The sequence below is a fragment of the Pigmentiphaga sp. MLSB6-MA01 genome, assembly GCF_058793475.1.
The window spans coordinates 221,753-241,062 of sequence record NZ_JBXAFV010000008.1 but is presented as its reverse complement, the minus strand read 5'-3'; the positions used below and the strand labels follow the sequence as shown (position 1 = coordinate 241,062).

The 19,310-nt window shown below is 66.1% G+C and carries 15 protein-coding genes; 12 read left to right on the top strand and 3 right to left on the bottom strand.

Features of this window, described 5'->3' with window-relative positions:
• Window positions 1-50 precede the first annotated feature (50 nt).
• The 3 genes from glmM to AC1Q6E_RS15420 all read left to right on the top strand — a co-directional run bounded on the left by glmM (window position 51) and on the right by AC1Q6E_RS15420 (window position 2,965).
• Entirely contained in the window at window positions 51-1,391 is a 1,341-nt protein-coding gene (glmM, locus tag AC1Q6E_RS15430; protein ID WP_152800138.1) for a phosphoglucosamine mutase, read from the top strand.
• Between the two features lie 88 nt (window positions 1,392-1,479).
• The gene (locus AC1Q6E_RS15425; protein WP_152800207.1) at window positions 1,480-1,932 is read left to right on the top strand and encodes a histidine phosphatase family protein; all 453 of its coding nucleotides are present in this window, start codon (window positions 1,480-1,482) and stop codon (window positions 1,930-1,932) included.
• 229 nt (window positions 1,933-2,161) lie between these two features.
• Window positions 2,162-2,965, top strand: coding sequence for a GNAT family N-acyltransferase (locus AC1Q6E_RS15420; protein ID WP_152800137.1), 804 nt, complete (start codon window positions 2,162-2,164; stop codon window positions 2,963-2,965).
• A gap of 137 nt (window positions 2,966-3,102) precedes the next feature.
• Here AC1Q6E_RS15420 and ppx read toward each other — a convergent pair whose 3' ends face one another.
• Entirely contained in the window at window positions 3,103-4,593 is a 1,491-nt protein-coding gene (gene ppx, locus AC1Q6E_RS15415; protein WP_152800136.1) for an exopolyphosphatase, read from the bottom strand.
• Between the two features lie 138 nt (window positions 4,594-4,731).
• Between ppx and ppk1 the strand changes: the two genes are divergently transcribed.
• From ppk1 to pstB, 6 genes are all read left to right on the top strand, one after another.
• A complete protein-coding gene (ppk1, locus tag AC1Q6E_RS15410) occupies window positions 4,732-6,822 on the top strand; it encodes a polyphosphate kinase 1 (protein WP_152800135.1) in 2,091 nt (696 codons plus the stop codon).
• A 14-nt stretch (window positions 6,823-6,836) separates the two neighbouring features.
• Window positions 6,837-7,373, top strand: coding sequence for a pyridoxal-phosphate dependent enzyme (locus AC1Q6E_RS15405; protein ID WP_492573058.1), 537 nt, complete (start codon window positions 6,837-6,839; stop codon window positions 7,371-7,373).
• A 191-nt stretch (window positions 7,374-7,564) separates the two neighbouring features.
• Window positions 7,565-8,605: a phosphate ABC transporter substrate-binding protein PstS gene (pstS, locus tag AC1Q6E_RS15400; protein WP_152800134.1), complete on the top strand. Its 1,041-nt coding sequence runs from the start codon at window positions 7,565-7,567 to the stop codon at window positions 8,603-8,605.
• Window positions 8,606-8,715: 110 nt separating this feature from the next.
• Window positions 8,716-9,741 carry a phosphate ABC transporter permease subunit PstC gene (pstC, locus tag AC1Q6E_RS15395; protein WP_152800133.1) on the top strand — a complete coding sequence of 342 codons (1,026 nt, stop codon included), beginning with the start codon at window positions 8,716-8,718 and terminating at the stop codon, window positions 9,739-9,741.
• A gap of 9 nt (window positions 9,742-9,750) precedes the next feature.
• Complete coding sequence (gene pstA, locus AC1Q6E_RS15390; RefSeq protein WP_492573057.1) at window positions 9,751-10,608, top strand: phosphate ABC transporter permease PstA; 858 nt, start codon at window positions 9,751-9,753, stop codon at window positions 10,606-10,608.
• A gap of 21 nt (window positions 10,609-10,629) precedes the next feature.
• Complete coding sequence (pstB, locus tag AC1Q6E_RS15385) at window positions 10,630-11,406, top strand: phosphate ABC transporter ATP-binding protein PstB (protein ID WP_152800132.1); 777 nt, start codon at window positions 10,630-10,632, stop codon at window positions 11,404-11,406.
• A gap of 89 nt (window positions 11,407-11,495) precedes the next feature.
• Here pstB and AC1Q6E_RS15380 read toward each other — a convergent pair whose 3' ends face one another.
• Together AC1Q6E_RS15380 and AC1Q6E_RS15375 are read right to left on the bottom strand one after the other, a co-directional pair.
• Entirely contained in the window at window positions 11,496-13,439 is a 1,944-nt protein-coding gene (locus tag AC1Q6E_RS15380) for a clostripain-related cysteine peptidase (RefSeq protein WP_492573056.1), read from the bottom strand.
• 67 nt (window positions 13,440-13,506) lie between these two features.
• Window positions 13,507-14,415 carry a LysR family transcriptional regulator gene (locus AC1Q6E_RS15375; protein WP_492573055.1) on the bottom strand — a complete coding sequence of 303 codons (909 nt, stop codon included), beginning with the start codon at window positions 14,413-14,415 and terminating at the stop codon, window positions 13,507-13,509.
• Between the two features lie 136 nt (window positions 14,416-14,551).
• Between AC1Q6E_RS15375 and metE the strand changes: the two genes are divergently transcribed.
• From metE to AC1Q6E_RS15360, 3 genes are all read left to right on the top strand, one after another.
• A complete protein-coding gene (gene metE / locus AC1Q6E_RS15370) occupies window positions 14,552-16,846 on the top strand; it encodes a 5-methyltetrahydropteroyltriglutamate--homocysteine S-methyltransferase (RefSeq protein ID WP_492573054.1) in 2,295 nt (764 codons plus the stop codon).
• Between the two features lie 4 nt (window positions 16,847-16,850).
• Window positions 16,851-17,972 carry a 5-methyltetrahydropteroyltriglutamate--homocysteine S-methyltransferase gene (locus tag AC1Q6E_RS15365; RefSeq protein ID WP_492573053.1) on the top strand — a complete coding sequence of 374 codons (1,122 nt, stop codon included), beginning with the start codon at window positions 16,851-16,853 and terminating at the stop codon, window positions 17,970-17,972.
• A gap of 115 nt (window positions 17,973-18,087) precedes the next feature.
• The gene (locus AC1Q6E_RS15360; RefSeq protein ID WP_152800127.1) at window positions 18,088-19,296 is read left to right on the top strand and encodes an amino acid ABC transporter substrate-binding protein; all 1,209 of its coding nucleotides are present in this window, start codon (window positions 18,088-18,090) and stop codon (window positions 19,294-19,296) included.
• Window positions 19,297-19,310: the final 14 nt, after the last annotated feature.

The window sequence follows — 19,310 nt, the reverse complement described above, 5'->3', positions numbered from 1 at the left end:
GCCGCGCGCCTGTCGCGCGGACAAGAACAACAAACAGGGGGCCATCCAGGATGGTTGGACGACGCAAGTATTTCGGAACCGATGGTATTCGGGGCAAGGTAGGATCAAAAGTCATCAACGCGGAGTTCGCGCTGCGCCTGGGGTATGCCGCGGGGCGCGTCCTGACGGCCGAGCATCGCGAGGGAGGGCGGCCGGTCGTCCTGATCGGGAAAGACACGCGCATCTCCGGCTACATGCTGGAATCGGCGCTCGAGGCGGGGCTGTCCGCGGCAGGTATCGACGTCCTGCTAGCCGGCCCCATGCCCACGCCGGCCATCGCCTACCTGACCCGGGCGCTGCGCCTGTCGGCCGGCATCGTGATCAGTGCCTCGCACAATCCTTATTTCGACAACGGCATCAAGTTCTTCTCGGCCACCGGCATGAAGCTGGCCGACGAGGTCGAACTGCGCATCGAAGCCGCGCTGGGCGAACCCGTCGGATGCGTGCCGTCCGAAAAGCTGGGCCGCGCCAAGCGCCTGACGGATGCGGCGGGCCGCTACATCGAATTCTGCAAGAGCGGCTTCCCCAACGATCTCGACCTGTCGGACATGCGGCTGGTGATCGACGCCGCCCATGGCGCGGCCTACCACGTGGCGCCCGCCGTGTTCGAGGAACTGGGGGCTACGGTGACCTGCATAGGCTGCGCGCCGAACGGGATGAACATCAACGACGGCGTCGGCGCCACGCACCTGGACGCGCTGGCCGAGGCGGTGCAGGCGCAGAGGGCGGACCTGGGCATTGCGCTGGACGGCGATGCCGACCGCGTGTTGATGGTCGACGGCGAGGGCCGGCGCTACAACGGCGACGAACTGCTGTACGCCATCGTGGCGGACCGCCTGCTGGCCGGACCGGTGGCGGGCGTGGTCGGCACGCAGATGACCAACCTGGCGTTCGAGCACCGGATGCGCGACCTGGGGGTGCCTTTCGCGCGCGCCGCGGTTGGCGACCGCTACGTGTTGGCCATGCTGCGCAAGAAAGGCTGGCTCTATGGCGGCGAAAGCTCCGGCCACGTGTTGTGCCTGGACCGTCACACCACCGGGGACGGTACCATGGCCGCGCTCCAGGTCCTGGCGGCGGTGCGTCGCCAGGGCAAGTCGCTGGCCGAGCTGCTGGCGCCGCTCAGGCTGTATCCGCAGAAGCTGGTCAATATTCCGCTCGCGCCGGGCGTGGATTGGCACGAGCATGCGGGGCTGGCCGGGGCGCGGGAAGAGGTCGAGCGGCGCCTGGACGGGATCGGGCGGGTACTGATCCGGGCGTCGGGAACCGAACCCAAGCTGCGTCTGATGGTCGAGGCGGCTGACGAGTCCCTGGTCGACGATTGCCTGGATGTCCTTTCCGCCAGTCTGCGCTAGCCGCCCGGGGGCGGCGCTCCTGTCAATCGCCAGTCATGCCCCGCGGGCACAATCGGGATCCTTGATTATGACCATGCAAGCATCGTCCATGAACCTGATTCTCTGGCGCCACGCCGAGGCCGAAGACGGCCCGAACGACCTGCAGCGCGCGTTGACGCGGCGCGGACACAAGCAGGCCGAGGCCGTCGCCGCGTGGCTTCGGGCCCATGCCCCGGCCGACCTGCTGGTCATGGCCAGTCCCGCCGTGCGCACGCGCCAGACCGCCGATGCCCTCGGCTGCGACTACACCGTCGTGCCGGACCTGGCGCCCGAAGCCGCGCCGGCCCACGTGCTGGCCGCCACGGGCTGGCCCCTGTCGCCGCGGTCGGTGCTGGTCGTCGGGCACCAGCCCACGCTGGGACGCGTGGCCAGCACCCTGCTGGCCGGCGATGACCTGCCCTGGAGCCTGAAAAAAGGCGGCCTGTGGTGGCTCGCCCGCCGCCAGCGGGACGAAGACTTCCAGGTCGTGATCCGGGCCGTCATCAATCCCGAGTTCGTTTGAGGGGAAGCCCCCCACGCAGACCGCAGGATGCGGCGGATCTGGCTTCGCCAGTCCGCTCGCATCGCCCCCTGGGGGGGCGCGAAGCGCGCAGGGGGAGGCTCTTTTCGTAAGCAGGCGTTTCCAGATGCGGGCGCGGGCCTTGTTGTCGATTCATGGTACCGTCATTATTCTGTCAAAGACGTGAAACGCTAAGCACCGACACTCGACTTACCTGTCAAGGAGTGTGCATATGCTCGAATTCACCCGCATCGAAGCGCGTCGCAGCCTTGCGGACGAACTTCATGGCGGTGTCCAGTCCCCCGGCCTGGTGGTGGGGTTGGCGCGTTCCTGGGAAGAGGTCCGGCAAGCCCAGCGCCTGCGTTACGAGGTGTTCACCGAAGACATGGGGGCCGTGTTCCCGACCGCCATCGACGGTATCGACGAGGATCGGTTCGACGCCTGGTGCGAACACCTCATCGTGCGCGAACTGGATACTGGCCGGGTCGTTGGCACCTACCGCATCCTGGGGCCCGATCAGGCCCGCCAGGCCGGCGGCTACTATTCCGAATCCGAGTTCGATCTGTCCGGCCTGGGCGCCATTCGCAGCGAGCTGGTCGAATTCGGCCGCTCGTGCACCCACCGCGACTACCGCAGCGGCGCCGTCATCATGCTGCTGTGGTCCGGGCTGGCCGAGTTCCTGCGCCGTACCGGAAAACGCTACGTGTTCGGCTGCGCCAGCGTCAGCCTGCGCGACGACGGCGCGACCGCGGCGGGGGTGTACCGCTCGGTGGTGGCCGACATCGAACAGGCCCGCGACCTGCGCGTGCAGCCGCTGCACCGGCTGCCTGTCGAGCGCCTGGACTGCAATCTGCCGACCCGTGTGCCGCCGCTGATCAAGGGCTACCTGAAGGTGGGCGCCCGTGTATGCGGTGAGCCAGCCTGGGATGCCGATTTCAACACGGCCGATTTCCCCATGCTGCTGTCCATCGACGCGCTGGACGACCGCTATCGCCGGCACTTCGGGCTGGAGTCCCAGGTTTCGAGGCGTTCGTGAGGTCCGCGGTGTCGCGTGGCCGCCTGGCGGCCGCGTTCCCGCGCCCGTCGAGAACACGGCGCGGGCGTTTGCGGTTGACGCGACGGCTGCGCCGCACAGGAGTAAGGGTGCTGCGCCGGTTGACCCGGCGCCTGCGTTCAGAGCTCAAGCAGCTCGAACGTGAATCCTACCTTGCGCCATTCTGATTCCTCGGCGCGCAGCGTGAAGTCGGTCAGCGGGTGGGCGCCCATCCAGGCCGCGTCGGTCTTGACGATGATGGACGATCCCTTGACCGACACCTTGACCGGCGGCGCGGCGATGTCCTCGCGCCGCCGATAGAGGATGGCGGCCAGGCGCAGGCACAGGATGGCGATCCACTGTTCGTGATGGTTGACCAGGTGCTGGAGCTTGGCCAGCTTGCCCTGATGGCCCAGCGCAAGCATCGCGAGCAGCGCCTGGTCCTGGCGCGAGAAGCCCGGCATGTCGGCGTGTTCCAGGATATAGGCCGAGTGCCGGTGATAGGTGTTGTGGGCGATGGACAGGCCGATCTCGTGCAGGTCGGCGGCCCAGCCCAGTACCCGGGTCAATTCCTGGTGTTCGTCGGCGGGGATGGGCACCAGCTGCTTGAACAGTTCCAGCGCCGTCTGCCGGACGCGCGCCGCCTGGGAGCGGTCCACCTTGTAACGGCTCATGAACTGGCGCACCGTATCGTCGCGCTTGTCCAGCGAGGCGTCGCGGCCGGCCAGGTCGTACAGCACGCCCACGCGCAAGGCGCCATCGGCCGTACGCATCATGTCCAGGCCCAGCTCGTCGAAGATCGCGCTCATGATGGCCAGGCCCCCGGGCAGCACCGAGGTGCGGTCCGGCTTGATACCCGCCAGTTGCGCGCGTTCGACCGTACCGGCCTTGATCAGCCTGTCCTTGAGCTTGTCCATGCCGCGCCGCGTGATGCCGGACTCCGAGAAGCCGGATTCGGTCAGGATGGCGCCCAGCGCCTTGCTCGTGCCCGAGGAGCCGTAGGCTTCCTGCCATCCGGCCTTGCGATACTGCCTGGCGATGACTTCGATCTCGCGGCGGGCGGCCATCTCGGCCTGCTTCATGGCATGGGCGTCGACGATGCCGTCGGGAAAATAGGTGCGGCTGAAGCTGACGCAGCCCATGTACAGCGACTCCATCAACTCGGGTTCGAAGCGTCGGCCGACGATGAATTCGGTCGAACCGCCGCCGATGTCGACCACGAGCCGCTTGGCCGGAGAGGCGGGCAGCGAGTGCGAAACACCGGAGAAAATGAGGCGCGCTTCCTCGCGGCCGGCGATGACTTCGATGGGAAAACCCAGGGCCTCTTCCGCCAGTGGCAGGAACTCGTTGACGTTGCGCGCCACGCGGAACGTGTTGGTCGCCACCGCCCGTACGCGTTCGGGCTGAAAGCTGCGCAGGCGTTCGCCGAAGCGGCGCAGCACCTGCAGGGCGAAATCGGTGGTCGAGGTGTCCAGCGTCTTGTCGGCTTGCAGGCCCGCCGCCAGCCGCACGGTTTCCTTGAGCCGGTCGACCGGGTAGATCTGGACGGTCCCGCCGTCGTCGACCACGCGGCCGATCACGAGGCGGAAACTATTGGAGCCAAGATCGACGGCGGCAAGCAATTGAGTCATGGAATGGAAAGATGGGGGGCGAACTGCAAGAATAAGGCGCTTCGATGACAGAATGGTTGCACTGTCATAAGGTAGTCATCATTTTGACGCAAAAATAACCCTCTCAGCTTCGTTCCCCCCCATTTTTGCGGATATCCCATGGTTGCCAGATTGCCTGCCAAAGACCTGTTCCTGAATCGAGAGCTCGCCCTGCTCAAGTTCAATGAACGGGTACTGGCCCTGGCCGAGGACGACAAGACCCCCTTGCTCGAACGGCTGCGCTTCCTGTGCATCGTTGCCTCGAACCTCGACGAATTCTTCGAGATCCGGGTGGCCAGCCTGCACGAGCAGGTGCGGCAGAATCCCGGGGCGCGCGGCCTGGACGGCCGGACCCCGGCCGAGGTCGTGCTGCGCGTGTCCGAGGCCGCCCGCGCCCTGGTCGAGCGCCAGTATGCCCTGCTGAACCGCGAGGTGTTGCCGCAGTTGCAGGCCGAGGGCATCGTGCTGCACATGGCGCAGAGCTGGACGCCGGCGCAGCGGGCCTGGGCGCACGAGGTCTTCCGGCTCGACGTCATGCCGCTCCTGACGCCGATCGGACTCGACCCGGCGCACCCCTTCCCGCGTGTCTTCAACAAGAGCCTGAACTTCGCCGTTCAATTGTCGGGCCGCGACGCCTTCGGCCGCAACGCCGCCATCGCCATCGTCCAGGCACCCCGCGCGCTGCCGCGCCTGACCCAGATGCCGCCCGAGCTGTCGGGCCATCCGCACGGCTACGTCATGCTGACCTCGTTCATGCAGGCCTTCGTGGGCGACCTGTTCCCGGGCATGACGGTGGATGGCTGTTACCAGTGGCGCCTGACGCGCAACAGCGATCTGTTCGTCGATGACGAGGAAATCACCAACCTGCGCCAGGCCCTGCAGGGGGAACTGACCCAGCGGCATTTCGGCGACGGCGTCCGGCTGGAGCTGGCCGACTCCAGTCCGCCGGAGCTCGAGAGCTTCCTGCTCAAGGAGTTCTTGCTCACGCCGGCCGACGCCTACCGGGTGGATGGCCCGGTCAACCTGGCGCGGCTGATGCAACTGGTGAACGGCATCAACCGGCCGGACTTGAAGTTCCCGCCGTTCCGCGCGGCCATCCCGGCGCCTTTCGACCAGCGCAACCTGACGCCGGACGAGCTTTTCAAGGCCATCGCCGAGCAGGACCGGCTGCTGCATCATCCCTACCAGTCGTTCCAGCCCGTCATCGATTTCCTGACCGCGGCGGCGGCCGATCCCAGCGTGGTCGCCATCAAGCAGACCATCTATCGGACCGGGGAAGACTCCGAATTGATGCGCCTCCTGCTGGCGGCCGCGCGCTCGGGCAAGGAAGTGACCGTGGTGGTGGAACTGATGGCCCGCTTCGACGAGCAGACCAACATCAACTGGGCCGCGCGCCTGGAAGAGGTGGGCGCGCACGTGGTCTACGGCGTCGTCGGCCACAAGACCCACGCCAAGATGGCCCTGGTGCTGCGCCACGAGCGCGGCAGGATCCGCCGCTATGGCCACCTGGGCACGGGCAATTACCATCCCAGCACGGCGCGCCTGTACACCGACTTCGGCCTGTTCACCGCCGACGCGCGCATGTGCGAGGACATGGAGCAGATCTTCTCGCAATTGACCGGGCTGGGCGCGCGCCGCCACCTCAAGTGCCTGCTGCAGGCGCCGTTCTCGCTGCACGAAACCATGGTGGCGCTGGTTCGCCGCGAGGCGCGGCATGCGCGCGCGGGCAAGCCGGCGCGGATCATGGCCAAGATGAACTCGCTGCTCGAGCCGTCGGTGATCGAGGAACTGTACAAGGCCAGCCGCGCGGGTGTGCGCATCGACCTGGTGGTCCGGGGCGTGTGCACGCTTCGGGCCGGTGTTCCGGGACTGTCGGACAACATCACCGTGCGCTCCATCGTCGGGCGCTTTCTCGAACATTCGCGGGTGTTCTACTTCCTGAACGACGGCCAGGACATGGTCTACCTGGCTTCGGCCGACTGGATGGACCGGAATTTCTTCCGCCGCGTCGAGGTCGCCTTTCCCATTTTCGATCCGGCCTTGAAGAAGCGGGTGATCGACGAATCCTTCACTTTCGCCCTGCGCGACAACCAACTGGCCTGGCAGCAGCAGCCCTCGGGGGACTACGTCCGGGTGAAGTCGCGCCGCCGGCCGTTCAACCTCCATGCGCATCTGATGAAGGCGCTGGGCGGATCGGAGCCGGCCGAGTAATCGCCCGGCCGTACGTGATCCCCGGCGGTGGCAGCAATCCCATCGGTGCCCTGGGCTACGTGGGCTGCGGGCTGGAAATCATGCAACAGGCCTACGAGCTGGGCCTGAACGTCGATGCCGTGTTCCATGGCACCGGCAGCGCCGGCACCCAGGCCGGCCTGGTGGCGGCGTTCGAGGGCACGCAAAGCGGCATTCCGGTGGAAGGCATCAGCGTCCGCGCCCCGGAGGCGCCGCAGGTGGCCAACGTGCTGAAATTGGCGAACGAGGCGGCGGCGCTGCTGGGCCTGTCGACCCGCATCGAGGCGCCGGCCGTGCGGGTCGATGATCGCCACGTCGGCGCCGGCTATGGCCAGCCCACGCCCGGCATGATCGAGGCTGTCACATTGCTGGCACGCAAGGAAGGCATCCTGCTGGACCCGGTCTACTCGGGCAAGGGCATGGCCGGCCTGATTGCCCAGGTGCGCGAGGGCCGATACCGGCCCGGGCAGAGCATCGTGTTCGTCCATACGGGCGGATCGGCGGCATTGTTCGGATATCGCTCGGTATTCTGAAGGGACTCCGGGTGGCAACAGGGCGCTGGGACGGTGTCGGCGGCCCTGATTGAGATGGACATACGTCAAGGGTACGGTTGCATTTCAGTTCCGGGATAGGTCTGTGACTGTTGTCATGGTCATGTCATATTTGCTACGTAATCTGTCGCCGTAGTGAGTTTTCCCTCCCACAGAAGCAGAGGAACTGCAAAATGTTCAAACTCGTATTCAAGCAGGTCACGGTAGGCGTTGCGCTGGGCGTTGCCGCGTTGTCCGCGCATGCCGCCGACATCACCGGTGCCGGCGCCTCGTTCCCCTATCCCATCTACGCCAAGTGGGCCTCCGATTACAAGGCTGCCACCGGCAACACCGTGAACTACCAGTCCATCGGTTCGGGCGGCGGCCAGAAGCAGATCATCGCCAAGACGGTGGATTTCGGCGCCTCGGATGATCCGATGAGCGGTGAAGACCTGGCCAAGAACGGCCTGGTCCAGTTTCCGGCCGTGATCGGCGGCATCGTCCCCGTGGTCAACCTGCAAGGCATCCAGCCCGGCCAACTGAAGTTCACCGGCGCGCTGCTGGCCGACATCTACCTGGGCAAGGTCAAGAAGTGGAACGACGAGGCCATCGCCAAGCTGAACCCCGGCGTGACGCTGCCTGCCGCCGATATCATCGTCGTCCACCGTTCGGACGGTTCGGGCACGACCTTCGGCTGGACCAACTACCTGTCCAAGGTTTCCGCCGACTGGAAGTCGACCGTGGGTGAAGGCAAGGCCGTCAAGTGGCCCGCCGGCCAGGGTGGCAAGGGCAACGAAGGCGTGGCCAACTACGTCAAGCAGTTCGCCGGCGCCATCGGCTACGTCGAGTACGCCTACGCCAAGCAGAACAAGCTGTCGCACGGCCAGGTGCAGAACAAGGACGGCAAGTTCGTCCAGCCTGAAGAGGCCGCTTTCGCCGCCGCCGCCGCGAACGCCGACTGGAAGAGCGCGCCGGGCATGGGCGTGATCCTGAACAACGAGCCGGGCGAGAAGAGCTGGCCCATCACCAGCGCCACCTTCATCCTGATGCACAAGGCTCAGGACAAGCCGACGCAAGGCGCCGAAGTCCTGAAGTTCTTCGACTGGGCCTTCAAGAACGGCAAGAAGTCCGCTTCGGAACTGGACTACGTGGCGCTGCCCGAAGCGGTGACGACGCAGATCCGCTCGCTGTGGAAGTCCGACATCAAGGACGCCAGCGGCAAGGCTGTGTACTGATCCGCCGAGGTGCCATAGTGCTGTGAAACGGGGCCGGGCGGAGTCGTCCGCCCCGTTTTTCGCGTCTCCAGGCCCCTTGGGGCGACCTGTCTCCTTTTCCGGAAACTCCCATGAGCGCGGTCCTTGATAACATTCCGGGCGAGATTCGAGGAAATTCTTCCTCCGAGCCGACTATTACCGGGAATACGCCCCCGATGAAGAAAAACCGTAACGCGGCCATGGACGCGTTGTTCAAGAACCTGACCCGGTTCTTTGCCTTTGCCGTGCTGAGCCTGCTGGCCGCCATCCTGGTGTCGCTGGTCGTGGGCAGCCAGATCACGCTCGAGAAATACGGCATTTCGTTCCTGTGGTCCTCGGAGTGGGACCCCGTCAACAACGAATATGGCGCGCTGGTGCCCATCGTCGGCACGCTCGTCACCTCGGCCATCGCGCTCTTGATCGCGGTGCCGGTGTCGTTCGGCATCGCGCTTTTCCTGACCGAACTGTCGCCTACCTGGCTGCGCCGGCCGTTGGGTACCGCCATCGAAATGCTGGCGGCCATCCCCTCCATCATCTACGGTATGTGGGGCCTGTTCATTTTCGCCCCGCTGTTCAAGCAGTACGTGCAGCCCCTGCTGATCGCCACGCTGGGCAACATCCCGGGCGCCGGCATCCTGTTCCAGGGCCCGGCCTTCGGCATCGGCGTGTTCACCGCCGGCATCATCCTGGCCGTGATGATCATTCCCTTCATCACCGCCGTGATGCGCGACGTATTCGAGCTCGTTCCGGCCATGCTGAAGGAGTCGGCCTACGGGCTGGGCGCCACGACCTGGGAGGTCGTCTACCGCGTGGTGCTGCCGTTCACCAAGGTCGGCGCGGTCGGGGGCATCATGCTGGGACTGGGGCGCGCGCTGGGCGAGACCATGGCTGTCACCTTCGTCATCGGCAATGCCTACCGGCTGTCCGGCTCGCTGTTCGCGCCAGGCAACTCGATCGCCTCGTCGCTGGCCAACGAATTCGCCGAGGCCTCCGATGATGTCCACCTGTCGGCGCTGATCGAGCTGGGCCTGATCCTTTTCCTCATCACCACCATCGTGCTCGCCTGCTCGAAGCTCTTGCTGCTGCGTCTGGCGAAGAGCGAAGGCGCCCGGTCCTAAGGAGCCGCGATGTCCGTCATTACCATGCAGAACACCGTCTACCGCCGCCGCCGGGTGACCAACAAGGTCATGCTGACCCTGTCGGCGATCGCCCTGGTGTTCGGCCTCTTCTGGCTGTTCTGGATCATCCTGACCCTGCTGTCCAAGGGCGCCGCGGCGATATCGCCCGCGCTGTTCACGGAGATCACTCCACCTCCCGGCCAGAACGGGGGCCTGCTCAACGCGCTGGTGGGCAGCGTCATGATGGCCGGCATGGGCACGCTGATCGGCACGCCCATCGGCATCCTGGCCGGCACCTACCTGGCCGAGTACGGCCAGCGCGGGTGGCTGGCGCCGGCCACCCGCTTCATCAACGACGTGCTGCTGTCGGCGCCGTCCATCGTGATCGGCCTGTTCATCTATACCGTGTTCGTCGCGCGCATCCAGCATTTCTCGGGCTGGGCGGGCACGCTGGCCCTGGCGGTGATCGTGATCCCGGTCGTGGTCCGCACCACCGACGACATGCTCAAGCTGGTGCCCAACAGCCTGCGCGAAGCCTGCATCGCGCTGGGATGTCCGCACTGGAAGATGATCACCATGGTGTGCTATCGCGCCGCGCGTTCGGGCATCGTCACCGGCATCCTGCTGGCGGTGGCCCGCATCGCCGGCGAGACCGCGCCGCTGCTGTTCACCGCGCTGAACAACCAGTTCCTGTCGTTCAACATGAACGCACCCATGGCCAACCTGCCCGTCACGATCTTCCAGTTCGCGATGAGTCCCTTCGCCGACTGGCAGCGCCTGGCCTGGGCCGGCGCAACGCTGATCACGCTGCTGGTGCTGGCCATCAACATCATTGCTCGCATCATGTTCCGCAAACAGGCCGCCTGACGCCGATACCCCGGACACGCCATGGAAAATATCGCCAACATTTCGAATCCCAAGCTCGAAGTCAAGAATCTGAACTTCTACTATGGGAAATTCCACGCCCTGCGCAACGTCAACATGCAGATCCCCGAGAAGCAGGTCACGGCCTTCATCGGGCCGTCGGGCTGTGGCAAGTCGACGCTGCTGCGCACCTTCAACCGCATGTTCGAGCTCTATCCCGAGCAGCGCGCGGAAGGCCAGATCAACATGGACGGCGAGAACCTGCTGACCTCGAAGATGGACATCTCGCTGATCCGCGCCAAGGTCGGCATGGTGTTCCAGAAACCCACCCCGTTCCCGATGAGCATCTACGACAACATCGCCTTCGGCGTGCGTCTGTTCGAGAACCTGAGCAAGGGCGAGATGGACGAGCGCGTGGAATGGGCGCTGACCAAGGCCGCGCTGTGGGAAGAAGCCAAGAACAAGCTGCACCAGAGCGGCCACAGCCTGTCGGGCGGGCAGCAGCAGCGCCTGTGCATCGCGCGCGGCATCGCGATCAAGCCCGAGGTCCTGCTGCTGGACGAACCCTGCTCGGCCCTGGACCCGATCTCCACGGCCAAGATCGAGGAACTGATCGCCGAACTGAAGAATGACTACACGGTGGTCATCGTCACCCACAACATGCAGCAGGCGGCGCGCTGCTCCGACTACACCGCCTACATGTACCTGGGCGAGCTGGTCGAGTTCGGCGTGACGGACCAGATCTTCATCAAGCCGACCAAGAAGGCGACGGAAGACTACATTACCGGCCGCTTCGGCTGAGTCTTGCGGCCACGATAGGCTACATTCGGCAAAGGGAATCGGCGCCCGGTACGCGTTTGAACGTCATCTTGCGTTCAAGTGCGCACCGGCTAGTAGACCAGCGTATCCAGGCCGATCCAGCCCCGCACGTCGACGATGCCCAGGCGGGCGTGGGCGCCCGAGGGCAAGCGGTCGCGAGTGCCACGGGAGATCTGCTGGTTGTGGGTGACCGGCACGAACGGCACCGCCGCGCTGGCCTGCGGTGCGGCCCAGTGGCCGAGATTGTTTTCGTCCTGGGCCAGCCAGAGTGGCTGCACCGAGGCCTCGTCGGGCAGGCCCTGCGGACGCGCCACGCCCGCGGAATAGTTGTTCCCCAGGGCGTTCAGGAATCCGGTGATGCGCAGCACGCCGGGTTCGGTCGCGTCCGACACGATCAGCAGACCTCGTTGCAGGCGGCGCGGGTCGTCGTCGGGAAGGTCGTCGTCGGGGGTGTTGTCGCGCAGGGTGACGGGGACCAGGAAGTTCTCGGGGGAGTCGATGGCGAAGCGTATGCCATCCGGCAGCGCGGAGAAGTAGACCGGCGTGCCGGTATCGTCCAACTGGAACCAGCCCTGCATGAAGGACGTATCGACGAGCCGGTCCACGGTGCTTTCCGTCAGGGGCTTGATGGCGGTGATCCATCCGTCGGCGTTCTGGACCGCGGCGAAATCCTGGGCCACGAGCGCGCGATTCACGGCGTTCAGCGGCGCCTGGACCGAGGTCGGCGCCTGCGGGGTGCCGTCGTGCCAATCGATGACGCCCAGGGTGGGCAGCGGTAGCCGGGTGTTGTCGAGGCCGATGTCGGAGTGCTGCCGGATGAAGCCGCGCTGGGTCGAGGAGACGAAGGACAGCGAGGTGTAGGTCCGCGTGTCGGCCGCGGTCTCGGCCACGCGCTGCGGCAGGTAGAACGTCAGGCCCGAGAGATTGGAGAAGGCCGCGGTGTGTTGCTGGTGGACCACCGCCTGTTCCAGGGCCTGCGTCAGCCGCTCCCGCTGTCCGTCGGACAGCTTGAGGCTACCCCAGTCGAACATGCGCAGGTCGACCAGCTCCGTCGGTCCGGGCGACAGCAGGACGGAACCGAAAATGAAGGCTCGCGTGCGCGCCTCGGCGATGTCGATCCAGGTTTGCACCGGGTCGGCGGCCAGTTGGCCGTTCAGCGTGGCGGCGATGTCGGCCAGCGCCGCGCCCACGCCGTCTATCCGGCCGAGGTCGATCAGCGACAGCGTGGCTTCGGCGGCCGGGTCGTCCTTCAACTGCTTGGCGATGAAGGCATCGACGATGGTGCGCCCAAAGGCCGCGGTGCTGTCGGTGGGGGAGCGGGTCAGGTGCGACAGCAGCGCGGCCCAGTCCTGGCCGGCGCCGGGTTCGAGTTCCTGCGATCCGATCATGTAGTCGGCGTAGGGGGCCAGCGCCTGGGCGACTTCGACCGAGCCCATCAGGCAGGCGTCGAAGCCGACCAGCGCGAGCTTGCGCCCGGCGGCCTGCGTGGCGGGGGCGATGGCGCCGCGTATGTCGTCCAGAGACAGGGAGTTGTGGCTGAACGGATCGGATCCTATGCCGCGGTTGGGGCCGCCGCCGTGGTCCCAAAGGACCAGCATGGTCCGCTCGGCCGGATAGGTTGTCATGCCCCAGGACACGAAGTCCCGCAGGGTCTGGGCGCTGCCCATGTCCACGGGGCCCAGGTCGTCCAGCACGTCGATCTGCTGGCCGCGCACGCGCTTGCGCTGGACGGTGCGCCAGCCGTCCTTGTCGGCGGCGCCGGTGGCCAGCACGACGTTCACGCGGTCGCTGGGCGCGATGCTCTGCATCTCGGCGATGTTGCTCGTGGCCGATCCGTCCTCGCTTTCGAGATTGGTGCCCATCATGTAGACGAGCAGGGTGACGTCCGCCCGGGCGGCTGGCTGGCCGCCGGACCCGCCGCAACTGACGACCAGCAGGGCCAGCGCCGCGACGGCGAAGGCCGATCGCAGGCGGGCCGCGAAGATGCGGAAAACCGGAAAATCGGGGGCGGACATGCGACTATCCTTTTGTCGTTCGTTTCGGAAGCATTTTGTAACACCATCCGAAGCAATCGGCGAGGCCTCAGCGCCTGGGGCGTGGCGCCTGCGTCATCGATTCCCGCGCATAGGCCACGAACGAGGCCAGGTAGTCGATGCCCGCGTCGGCCTCGCGCGTGCCCAGGAAAATCTGCTTGGCGATGCCGTCCTTGCCGAGCTTCACGCTGGCCACGGGCATGCGGTCGGCGTATTCCTCGGCCAGCCAGCGCGGCAGGGCCGCGACCCCGCGGTTGCTGGCGACCATCTGCAGCATGATGTCGGTGGTCTCGATGGTCTTGTGCCGGCGCGGCGCGACGCCGGCCGGGCGCAGGAACTGGTTGTAGATGTCCAGGCGGTCGGTCTCGACCGGATAGGTGATCAGCGTCTCGTCCTCCAGTTGCTCGGGCTTCACGTAGCGCAGGGCGGCGAAGGGATGGCCTTCGGCCACGACCAGCACCTGTTCGTAGTCGAACACCGGATCGAAACGCAGGCCAGGCCGCTTGAGCGGGTCGGGCGTGACGAGGATGTCGATGTCGTAGCCGAACAGGGCGCCTATGCCGCCGAACTGGAAGCGCTGCTTGACGTCCACGTCCACATCGGGCCAGCGCGCCAGGTAGGGCGAGACAATCTTGAGCAGCCACTGGTAGCACGGATGGCATTCCATGCCGATGCGCAGCGTGCCGCGTTCGCCCGCCGCGTATTGCTTCATGCGTGCCTCGGCGTGTTCGAACTGCGGCAGCAGCCGTTCGGCCAGCGACAGCAGGTACTGGCCGGCCTGGGTCAGCCGCAGGCTGCGGCCTTCGCGGTCCCAGATAGCGGTGCCGAGCTGCTGTTCGATTTTCTTGACGGTATGGCTGAGAGCGGACTGCGTCAGATGCAGCGCGCCGGCCGCGGCGGTCAGCGATCCCAGGCGGTCGACTTCCCGGATGATGACGAGGTGTATGCGTTCGAGCATGGGGCGGCACCTGGTTGTGAATGAATAAATATAATGGATCGATGAAATAATGCCATTTTATTTCATTGATGGATGTCCCTATCATGACTGCCTTCCCGCGTCGTTTCGCGCACTCATTCATCGGATGGCAGGTCTCATGGTCACCACGCACAATCTTGGTTTTCCGCGCATCGGCGCTAAGCGCGAGCTCAAGTTCGGCCTCGAACGCTATTGGAAGGGCGATTCGTCGCGCGAGGAGCTGAAGGCGCTCGGCATGCAGCTGCGCCGGTTGAACTGGGCCAGCCAGCAGGACCTGGACCTGGCGCCGGTGGGCGATTTCGCGTTCTATGACCAGGTGCTCGACATGAGCTTCACGCTGGGCAACCTGCCCGCGCGCGTGCAGGGTTTCCATGGCGATGCGCTGGACAATTACTTCCGCGTCGCGCGCGGCCGCTCGGCCGAATCCGCGGACGCCCACGCCGCCTGCTGCGGCGGGGTTGCCGCCGGTGAAATGACCAAGTGGTTCGACACGAACTACCACTACATCGTCCCCGAGTTCACGGCCGGCACGACGTTCACGCTGGACGCCTCGCGCTACGTCGAACAACTGGCCGAAGCCCGCGCGCAGGGCGTCAAGGCCAAGCCGGTCGTCATCGGCCCCGTCACCTACCTGTGGCTGGGCAAGGCCAAGGACGATTCCGACAAGCTCGCGCTGTTGCCGCGCCTGTTGCCCGCCTATGTCGAACTGCTGGCCACGCTGGCCGCCCAGGGGGCCGAATGGGTGCAGATCGACGAGCCGGTGTTGGTCACCGAACTCGCCCCCGCCTGGCGCGAGGCCTTGCGGACCGCCTACGCCGCGTTCGCGGGCGGCCCGGTGAAGCTGTTGTTGGCCACATACTTCGGCCAGCTCCAGGAGAACCTGCCGCTGGTGTGCGAGCTGCCGGTGCAGGGGGTGCACCTGGACACCATCAACGCGCGCCAGGAAGTCGAGCCCCTGATCGCCGGCCTGCCGGCGGATCGCGTGGTGTCGCTGGGCGTGATCAATGGCCGCAACATCTGGAAGACCGACCTGAACGGCGTGCTGGACTGGCTGGTGCCGGTGGCCGCGCAATTGGGCGAGCGCCTGTGGATCGCGCCGTCCTGCTCGCTGCTGCACGTGCCGGTGGACCTGGACAGTGAACAGAAGCTGGATGGCGAGGTCAGGCCGTGGCTGGCCTTCGCGCTGCAGAAACTCGACGAGCTGAAGGTGCTGGCCGTCGCGCTGCGCGAGGGGCGCATCGCCGCGCAGGCGGCGCTGTCCGCCAATCACGCGGCGATCGAGGCCCGGCGGGCATCGCCGCGCGTGCACAACCCCGTCGTCAAGGACGCCGTCGCGCGCCTGACCGCCGACGTGGGGCGTCGCCAGCATGCGTACGCCGAGCGGGCCGCCAAACAGGCCGCGCTGCTGAAGCTGCCGGCCTTCCCGACCACCACCATCGGTTCGTTCCCGCAGACCGCCGAGATCCGCCAGGCGCGCAGCCAGTACAAGTCCGGCGCGCTGGACGAGGCCGGCTACCTGGCCGCCATGCGGGCCGAGATCGGCCGCAGCGTGCGCGAACAGGAAGCGCTGGGCCTGGACGTGCTGGTGCATGGCGAAGCCGAGCGCAACGACATGGTCGAGTATTTCGGCGAACAGCTCGAAGGCTATGTGTTCAGCCAGTTCGGCTGGGTCCAGTCCTACGGCTCCCGCTGCGTGAAGCCGCCCATCCTGTTCGGCGACATCAGCCGTCCGGACCCGATGACCGTCGCCTGGATCCAGTACGCGCAGTCGCTGACCGACAAGCCGATGAAGGGCATGCTGACCGGACCGGTCACCATCCTGAACTGGTCCTTCGTGCGCGACGACCAGCCGCGTTCGGTCTCGTGCCACCAGCTCGCGCTGGCCATCCGCGCCGAGGTGCAGGACCTGGAGCGTGCCGGCATCAACGTCATCCAGATCGACGAGGCCGCGCTGCGCGAGGGCCTGCCGCTGCGCCGCGCGCAATGGCGGGAATACCTGGACTGGGCCGTGGAGTCGTTCCGCATCACGGCCAACGGCGTGCGCGACGAGACCCAGATCCACACGCACATGTGCTATTCGGAGTTCAACGACATCATCCAGGCCATCGCCGACATGGATGCGGACGTGATCACCATCGAGACCTCGCGTTCCGACATGGAGCTGCTGGACGCGTTCGACGATTTCAAATATCCGAACGAAATCGGGCCGGGCGTGTACGACATCCATTCGCCCAACATCCCGACGGAAGCGCACATCGTGCAACTGATGCGCAAGGCGGCCGAACGCGTGCCGGCCGAGCGCCTGTGGGTCAACCCGGACTGCGGCCTGAAGACCCGCCAGTGGGCCGAAGTCATCCCCGCGCTGACCAACATGGTGGCCGCCGCCCGGACGCTGCGCGGCGAAGCGAGGTAAGAGCATGAGCCAGCCCCTGAACCCCCCGTTCCGTGCCGATCACGTCGGCAGTTTCCTGCGCCCCGCCTACCTGATCGAGGCCCGAGACCGCCATGCCAGGAGCGAGATCACCGCCGGGGCGCTCCGGCAAGTCGAGGACCGCGCCATTGCCGAGATCGTCAGGTTCCAGGAAGACGTCGGCCTGAAAAGCATCACCGACGGAGAGTTCCGCCGGACCTATTTCCACGTCGACTTCCTGCGCCGGCTCGGCGGCGTGTCGAGCGGCGAACCGGTCGCGGTGCAGCGGCCCGACGGCAAGACCGAACTCGCGCCGCCCGTCATCACGGTGGTCGACAAGGTGCGGCACGTGGCCGACATCCAGCGCGCCGACTTCGAATACCTGCAAAGCCAGCTGGCGCCCGGCAGCGTCGGCAAGGTGGCGATCCCGTCGCCGACCATGCTGCACTTTCGCGGCGGCCGCGCCGGCATCAGCGCCCGGCACTATCCCGAACTCGATCCCGATTTCTACGACGATGTCGCCCGTGCCTACGGCGATGAACTGAAGTCGCTGGCGGCGGCCGGCTGCCGCTACGTGCAGCTCGACGACACCAACCTGGCCTACCTGTGCGATGCCCGCATGCGCGCCGCCGCCACCGGCCGCGGGGACGACCCCGACGAGCTCCCGCACCGCTACGCCCGGTTCATCAACAAGGTGGCGGCGCACAAGCCCGAGGGCATGGTCCTGGCCATCCACCTGTGCCGGGGCAACTTCAAGAGCACCTTCGCCGCCAGCGGCGGCTACGAGCCGGTGGCCGAGGCCCTGTTGGCCGAGATGAATGTCGACGCCTACTTCCTGGAATACGACGACGACCGCAGCGGCGACTTCCGTCCCTTGCGCTTCCTGCCCAAGGGCAAGATCGCCGTGCTGGGGCTGGTCAGCACCAAGTTCGGGGAGCTGGAGTCCAAGGACGACCTGAAGCGCCGCATCGACGAGGCCGCGCGCCACGCGCCGTTGGAGCAGCTCGCGCTGTCGCCCCAGTGCGGCTTTGCCAGCACCGTGCACGGCAACGACATCGCCGTGGCCGCCCAGCGCGACAAGCTCAGGCTCGTGCTGGAAACGGCGCGCGAGGTCTGGGGCGACGGCTGAGCCCGAATCGGGCGGTCATGTGGCTTCCCGGTCCGTAACATATATCTTGGGTTCAGGTTAACGTAAGCAGATGAGTCCGAGAATGGGTCTCATAAGCTCGAAAGGAGACATCATCATGTCTCGACATCTGCTGCGGGCCTTACCCGCTTTGGCGTTCGTCCTGTGCGCCGGCGCATCGGCAGCCACCCAGGCGCCGACCATCGTCCTGGGTGCGTCCATCCAGCTCACCGGCCCCGTCGCCAATACCGGACGCTACTACCGCGATGCCTACCAGATCGCGGTCGATCAGATCAACGAAGCCGGCGGCGTGAAGATCGGCGGGGTGCCCCACAAGCTGGCGCTCAAGATCTACGACAACCAATCCGACGTGAACCTGAGCGTGCGCCAATATACGCAGCTCGTCACCCAGGACAAGGTCAACCTGCTGCTGGGCCCCTTCGCCAGCAACTTCGCGCTGGCCGACTCGGCGGTCTCGGAAAAGTACAAGGTGCCCATGGTGCAGGGCGGCGGCGCCTCGGACCAGATCTTCTCGCGCAAATTCCAATACATATTCGGCACCTTGGCGCCGGCCAGCAATTACTTCGGCAGCACGGTCGAGATGCTCAAGGCGCTCAAGCCCGTGCCGGCCAGCGTGGCGCTGCTGTACGCGGATGATGCGTTCGATGTCTCGGTCGCCGAGGGCACCCGGCCGTTGCTGAAGTCCGCGGGACTGCCGATCGCGATGGACGAGCGCTATAGCACCAACGCCACGGACTTCGCCTCGCTCCTGTCGCAGATCAAGAGCAAGAAAGTGGACGCGGTATTGGTGGCGGGGCACGAAACGGAGATCCTGAATTTCGTGCGCCAGGCCAAGAGCCTCGCCGTCGCGCCCAAGCTGTATTCGTTCACGGTCGGCGTCCCGTCGGAGGACTTCCGCAAGGCGCTCGGCGCCGATGCGGACTACGCTTTCGGCATGACCGCGTGGCTCCCGTCCGCGGCCTTGAAGGACCGCTGGTTCGGCGACGCCGAGCAGTTCGCCAAGGCCTACAAGGCGAAGTATGGCTATGACCCGGACTACCACGCCGCTTCGGGCGTGGCCGACGTCCAGGCCCTGGTCCAGGCCATGGAAAGCGCCAACAGCCTGAATCCGCAGAAGGTGCGCGACGCCTTGGCCAAGACCCGCTTCGACAGCCTGTACGGCCCCATCTCCTTCAACGCCCAGGGGCAGATCGACTTGCCGCAGGTCGTGATCCAGGTACAGGGTGACAAGCTGGCCGAGGTCTATGGCGCCAAGGGTTTCATCGCGCAGCCCAAATACCCGATGCCGGCCTGGGACGCGAGGTAGGCGGCTCGAAGACT

What these genes read in the sequence shown, in the direction of transcription:
- glmM (WP_152800138.1), top strand. Translation starts at nt 51, where the DNA reads ATGGTTGGACGACGCAAGTATTTCGGAACCGATGGTATTCGGGGCAAG.
- AC1Q6E_RS15425 (WP_152800207.1), top strand. Translation starts at nt 1,480, where the DNA reads ATGAACCTGATTCTCTGGCGCCACGCCGAGGCCGAAGACGGCCCGAAC.
- AC1Q6E_RS15420 (WP_152800137.1), top strand. Translation starts at nt 2,162, where the DNA reads ATGCTCGAATTCACCCGCATCGAAGCGCGTCGCAGCCTTGCGGACGAA.
- ppx (WP_152800136.1), bottom strand. Translation starts at nt 4,593, where the DNA reads ATGACTCAATTGCTTGCCGCCGTCGATCTTGGCTCCAATAGTTTCCGC.
- ppk1 (WP_152800135.1), top strand. Translation starts at nt 4,732, where the DNA reads ATGGTTGCCAGATTGCCTGCCAAAGACCTGTTCCTGAATCGAGAGCTC.
- pstS (WP_152800134.1), top strand. Translation starts at nt 7,565, where the DNA reads ATGTTCAAACTCGTATTCAAGCAGGTCACGGTAGGCGTTGCGCTGGGC.
- pstC (WP_152800133.1), top strand. Translation starts at nt 8,716, where the DNA reads ATGAGCGCGGTCCTTGATAACATTCCGGGCGAGATTCGAGGAAATTCT.
- pstA (WP_492573057.1), top strand. Translation starts at nt 9,751, where the DNA reads ATGTCCGTCATTACCATGCAGAACACCGTCTACCGCCGCCGCCGGGTG.
- pstB (WP_152800132.1), top strand. Translation starts at nt 10,630, where the DNA reads ATGGAAAATATCGCCAACATTTCGAATCCCAAGCTCGAAGTCAAGAAT.
- AC1Q6E_RS15380 (WP_492573056.1), bottom strand. Translation starts at nt 13,439, where the DNA reads ATGTCCGCCCCCGATTTTCCGGTTTTCCGCATCTTCGCGGCCCGCCTG.
- AC1Q6E_RS15375 (WP_492573055.1), bottom strand. Translation starts at nt 14,415, where the DNA reads ATGCTCGAACGCATACACCTCGTCATCATCCGGGAAGTCGACCGCCTG.
- metE (WP_492573054.1), top strand. Translation starts at nt 14,552, where the DNA reads ATGGTCACCACGCACAATCTTGGTTTTCCGCGCATCGGCGCTAAGCGC.
- AC1Q6E_RS15365 (WP_492573053.1), top strand. Translation starts at nt 16,851, where the DNA reads ATGAGCCAGCCCCTGAACCCCCCGTTCCGTGCCGATCACGTCGGCAGT.
- AC1Q6E_RS15360 (WP_152800127.1), top strand. Translation starts at nt 18,088, where the DNA reads ATGTCTCGACATCTGCTGCGGGCCTTACCCGCTTTGGCGTTCGTCCTG.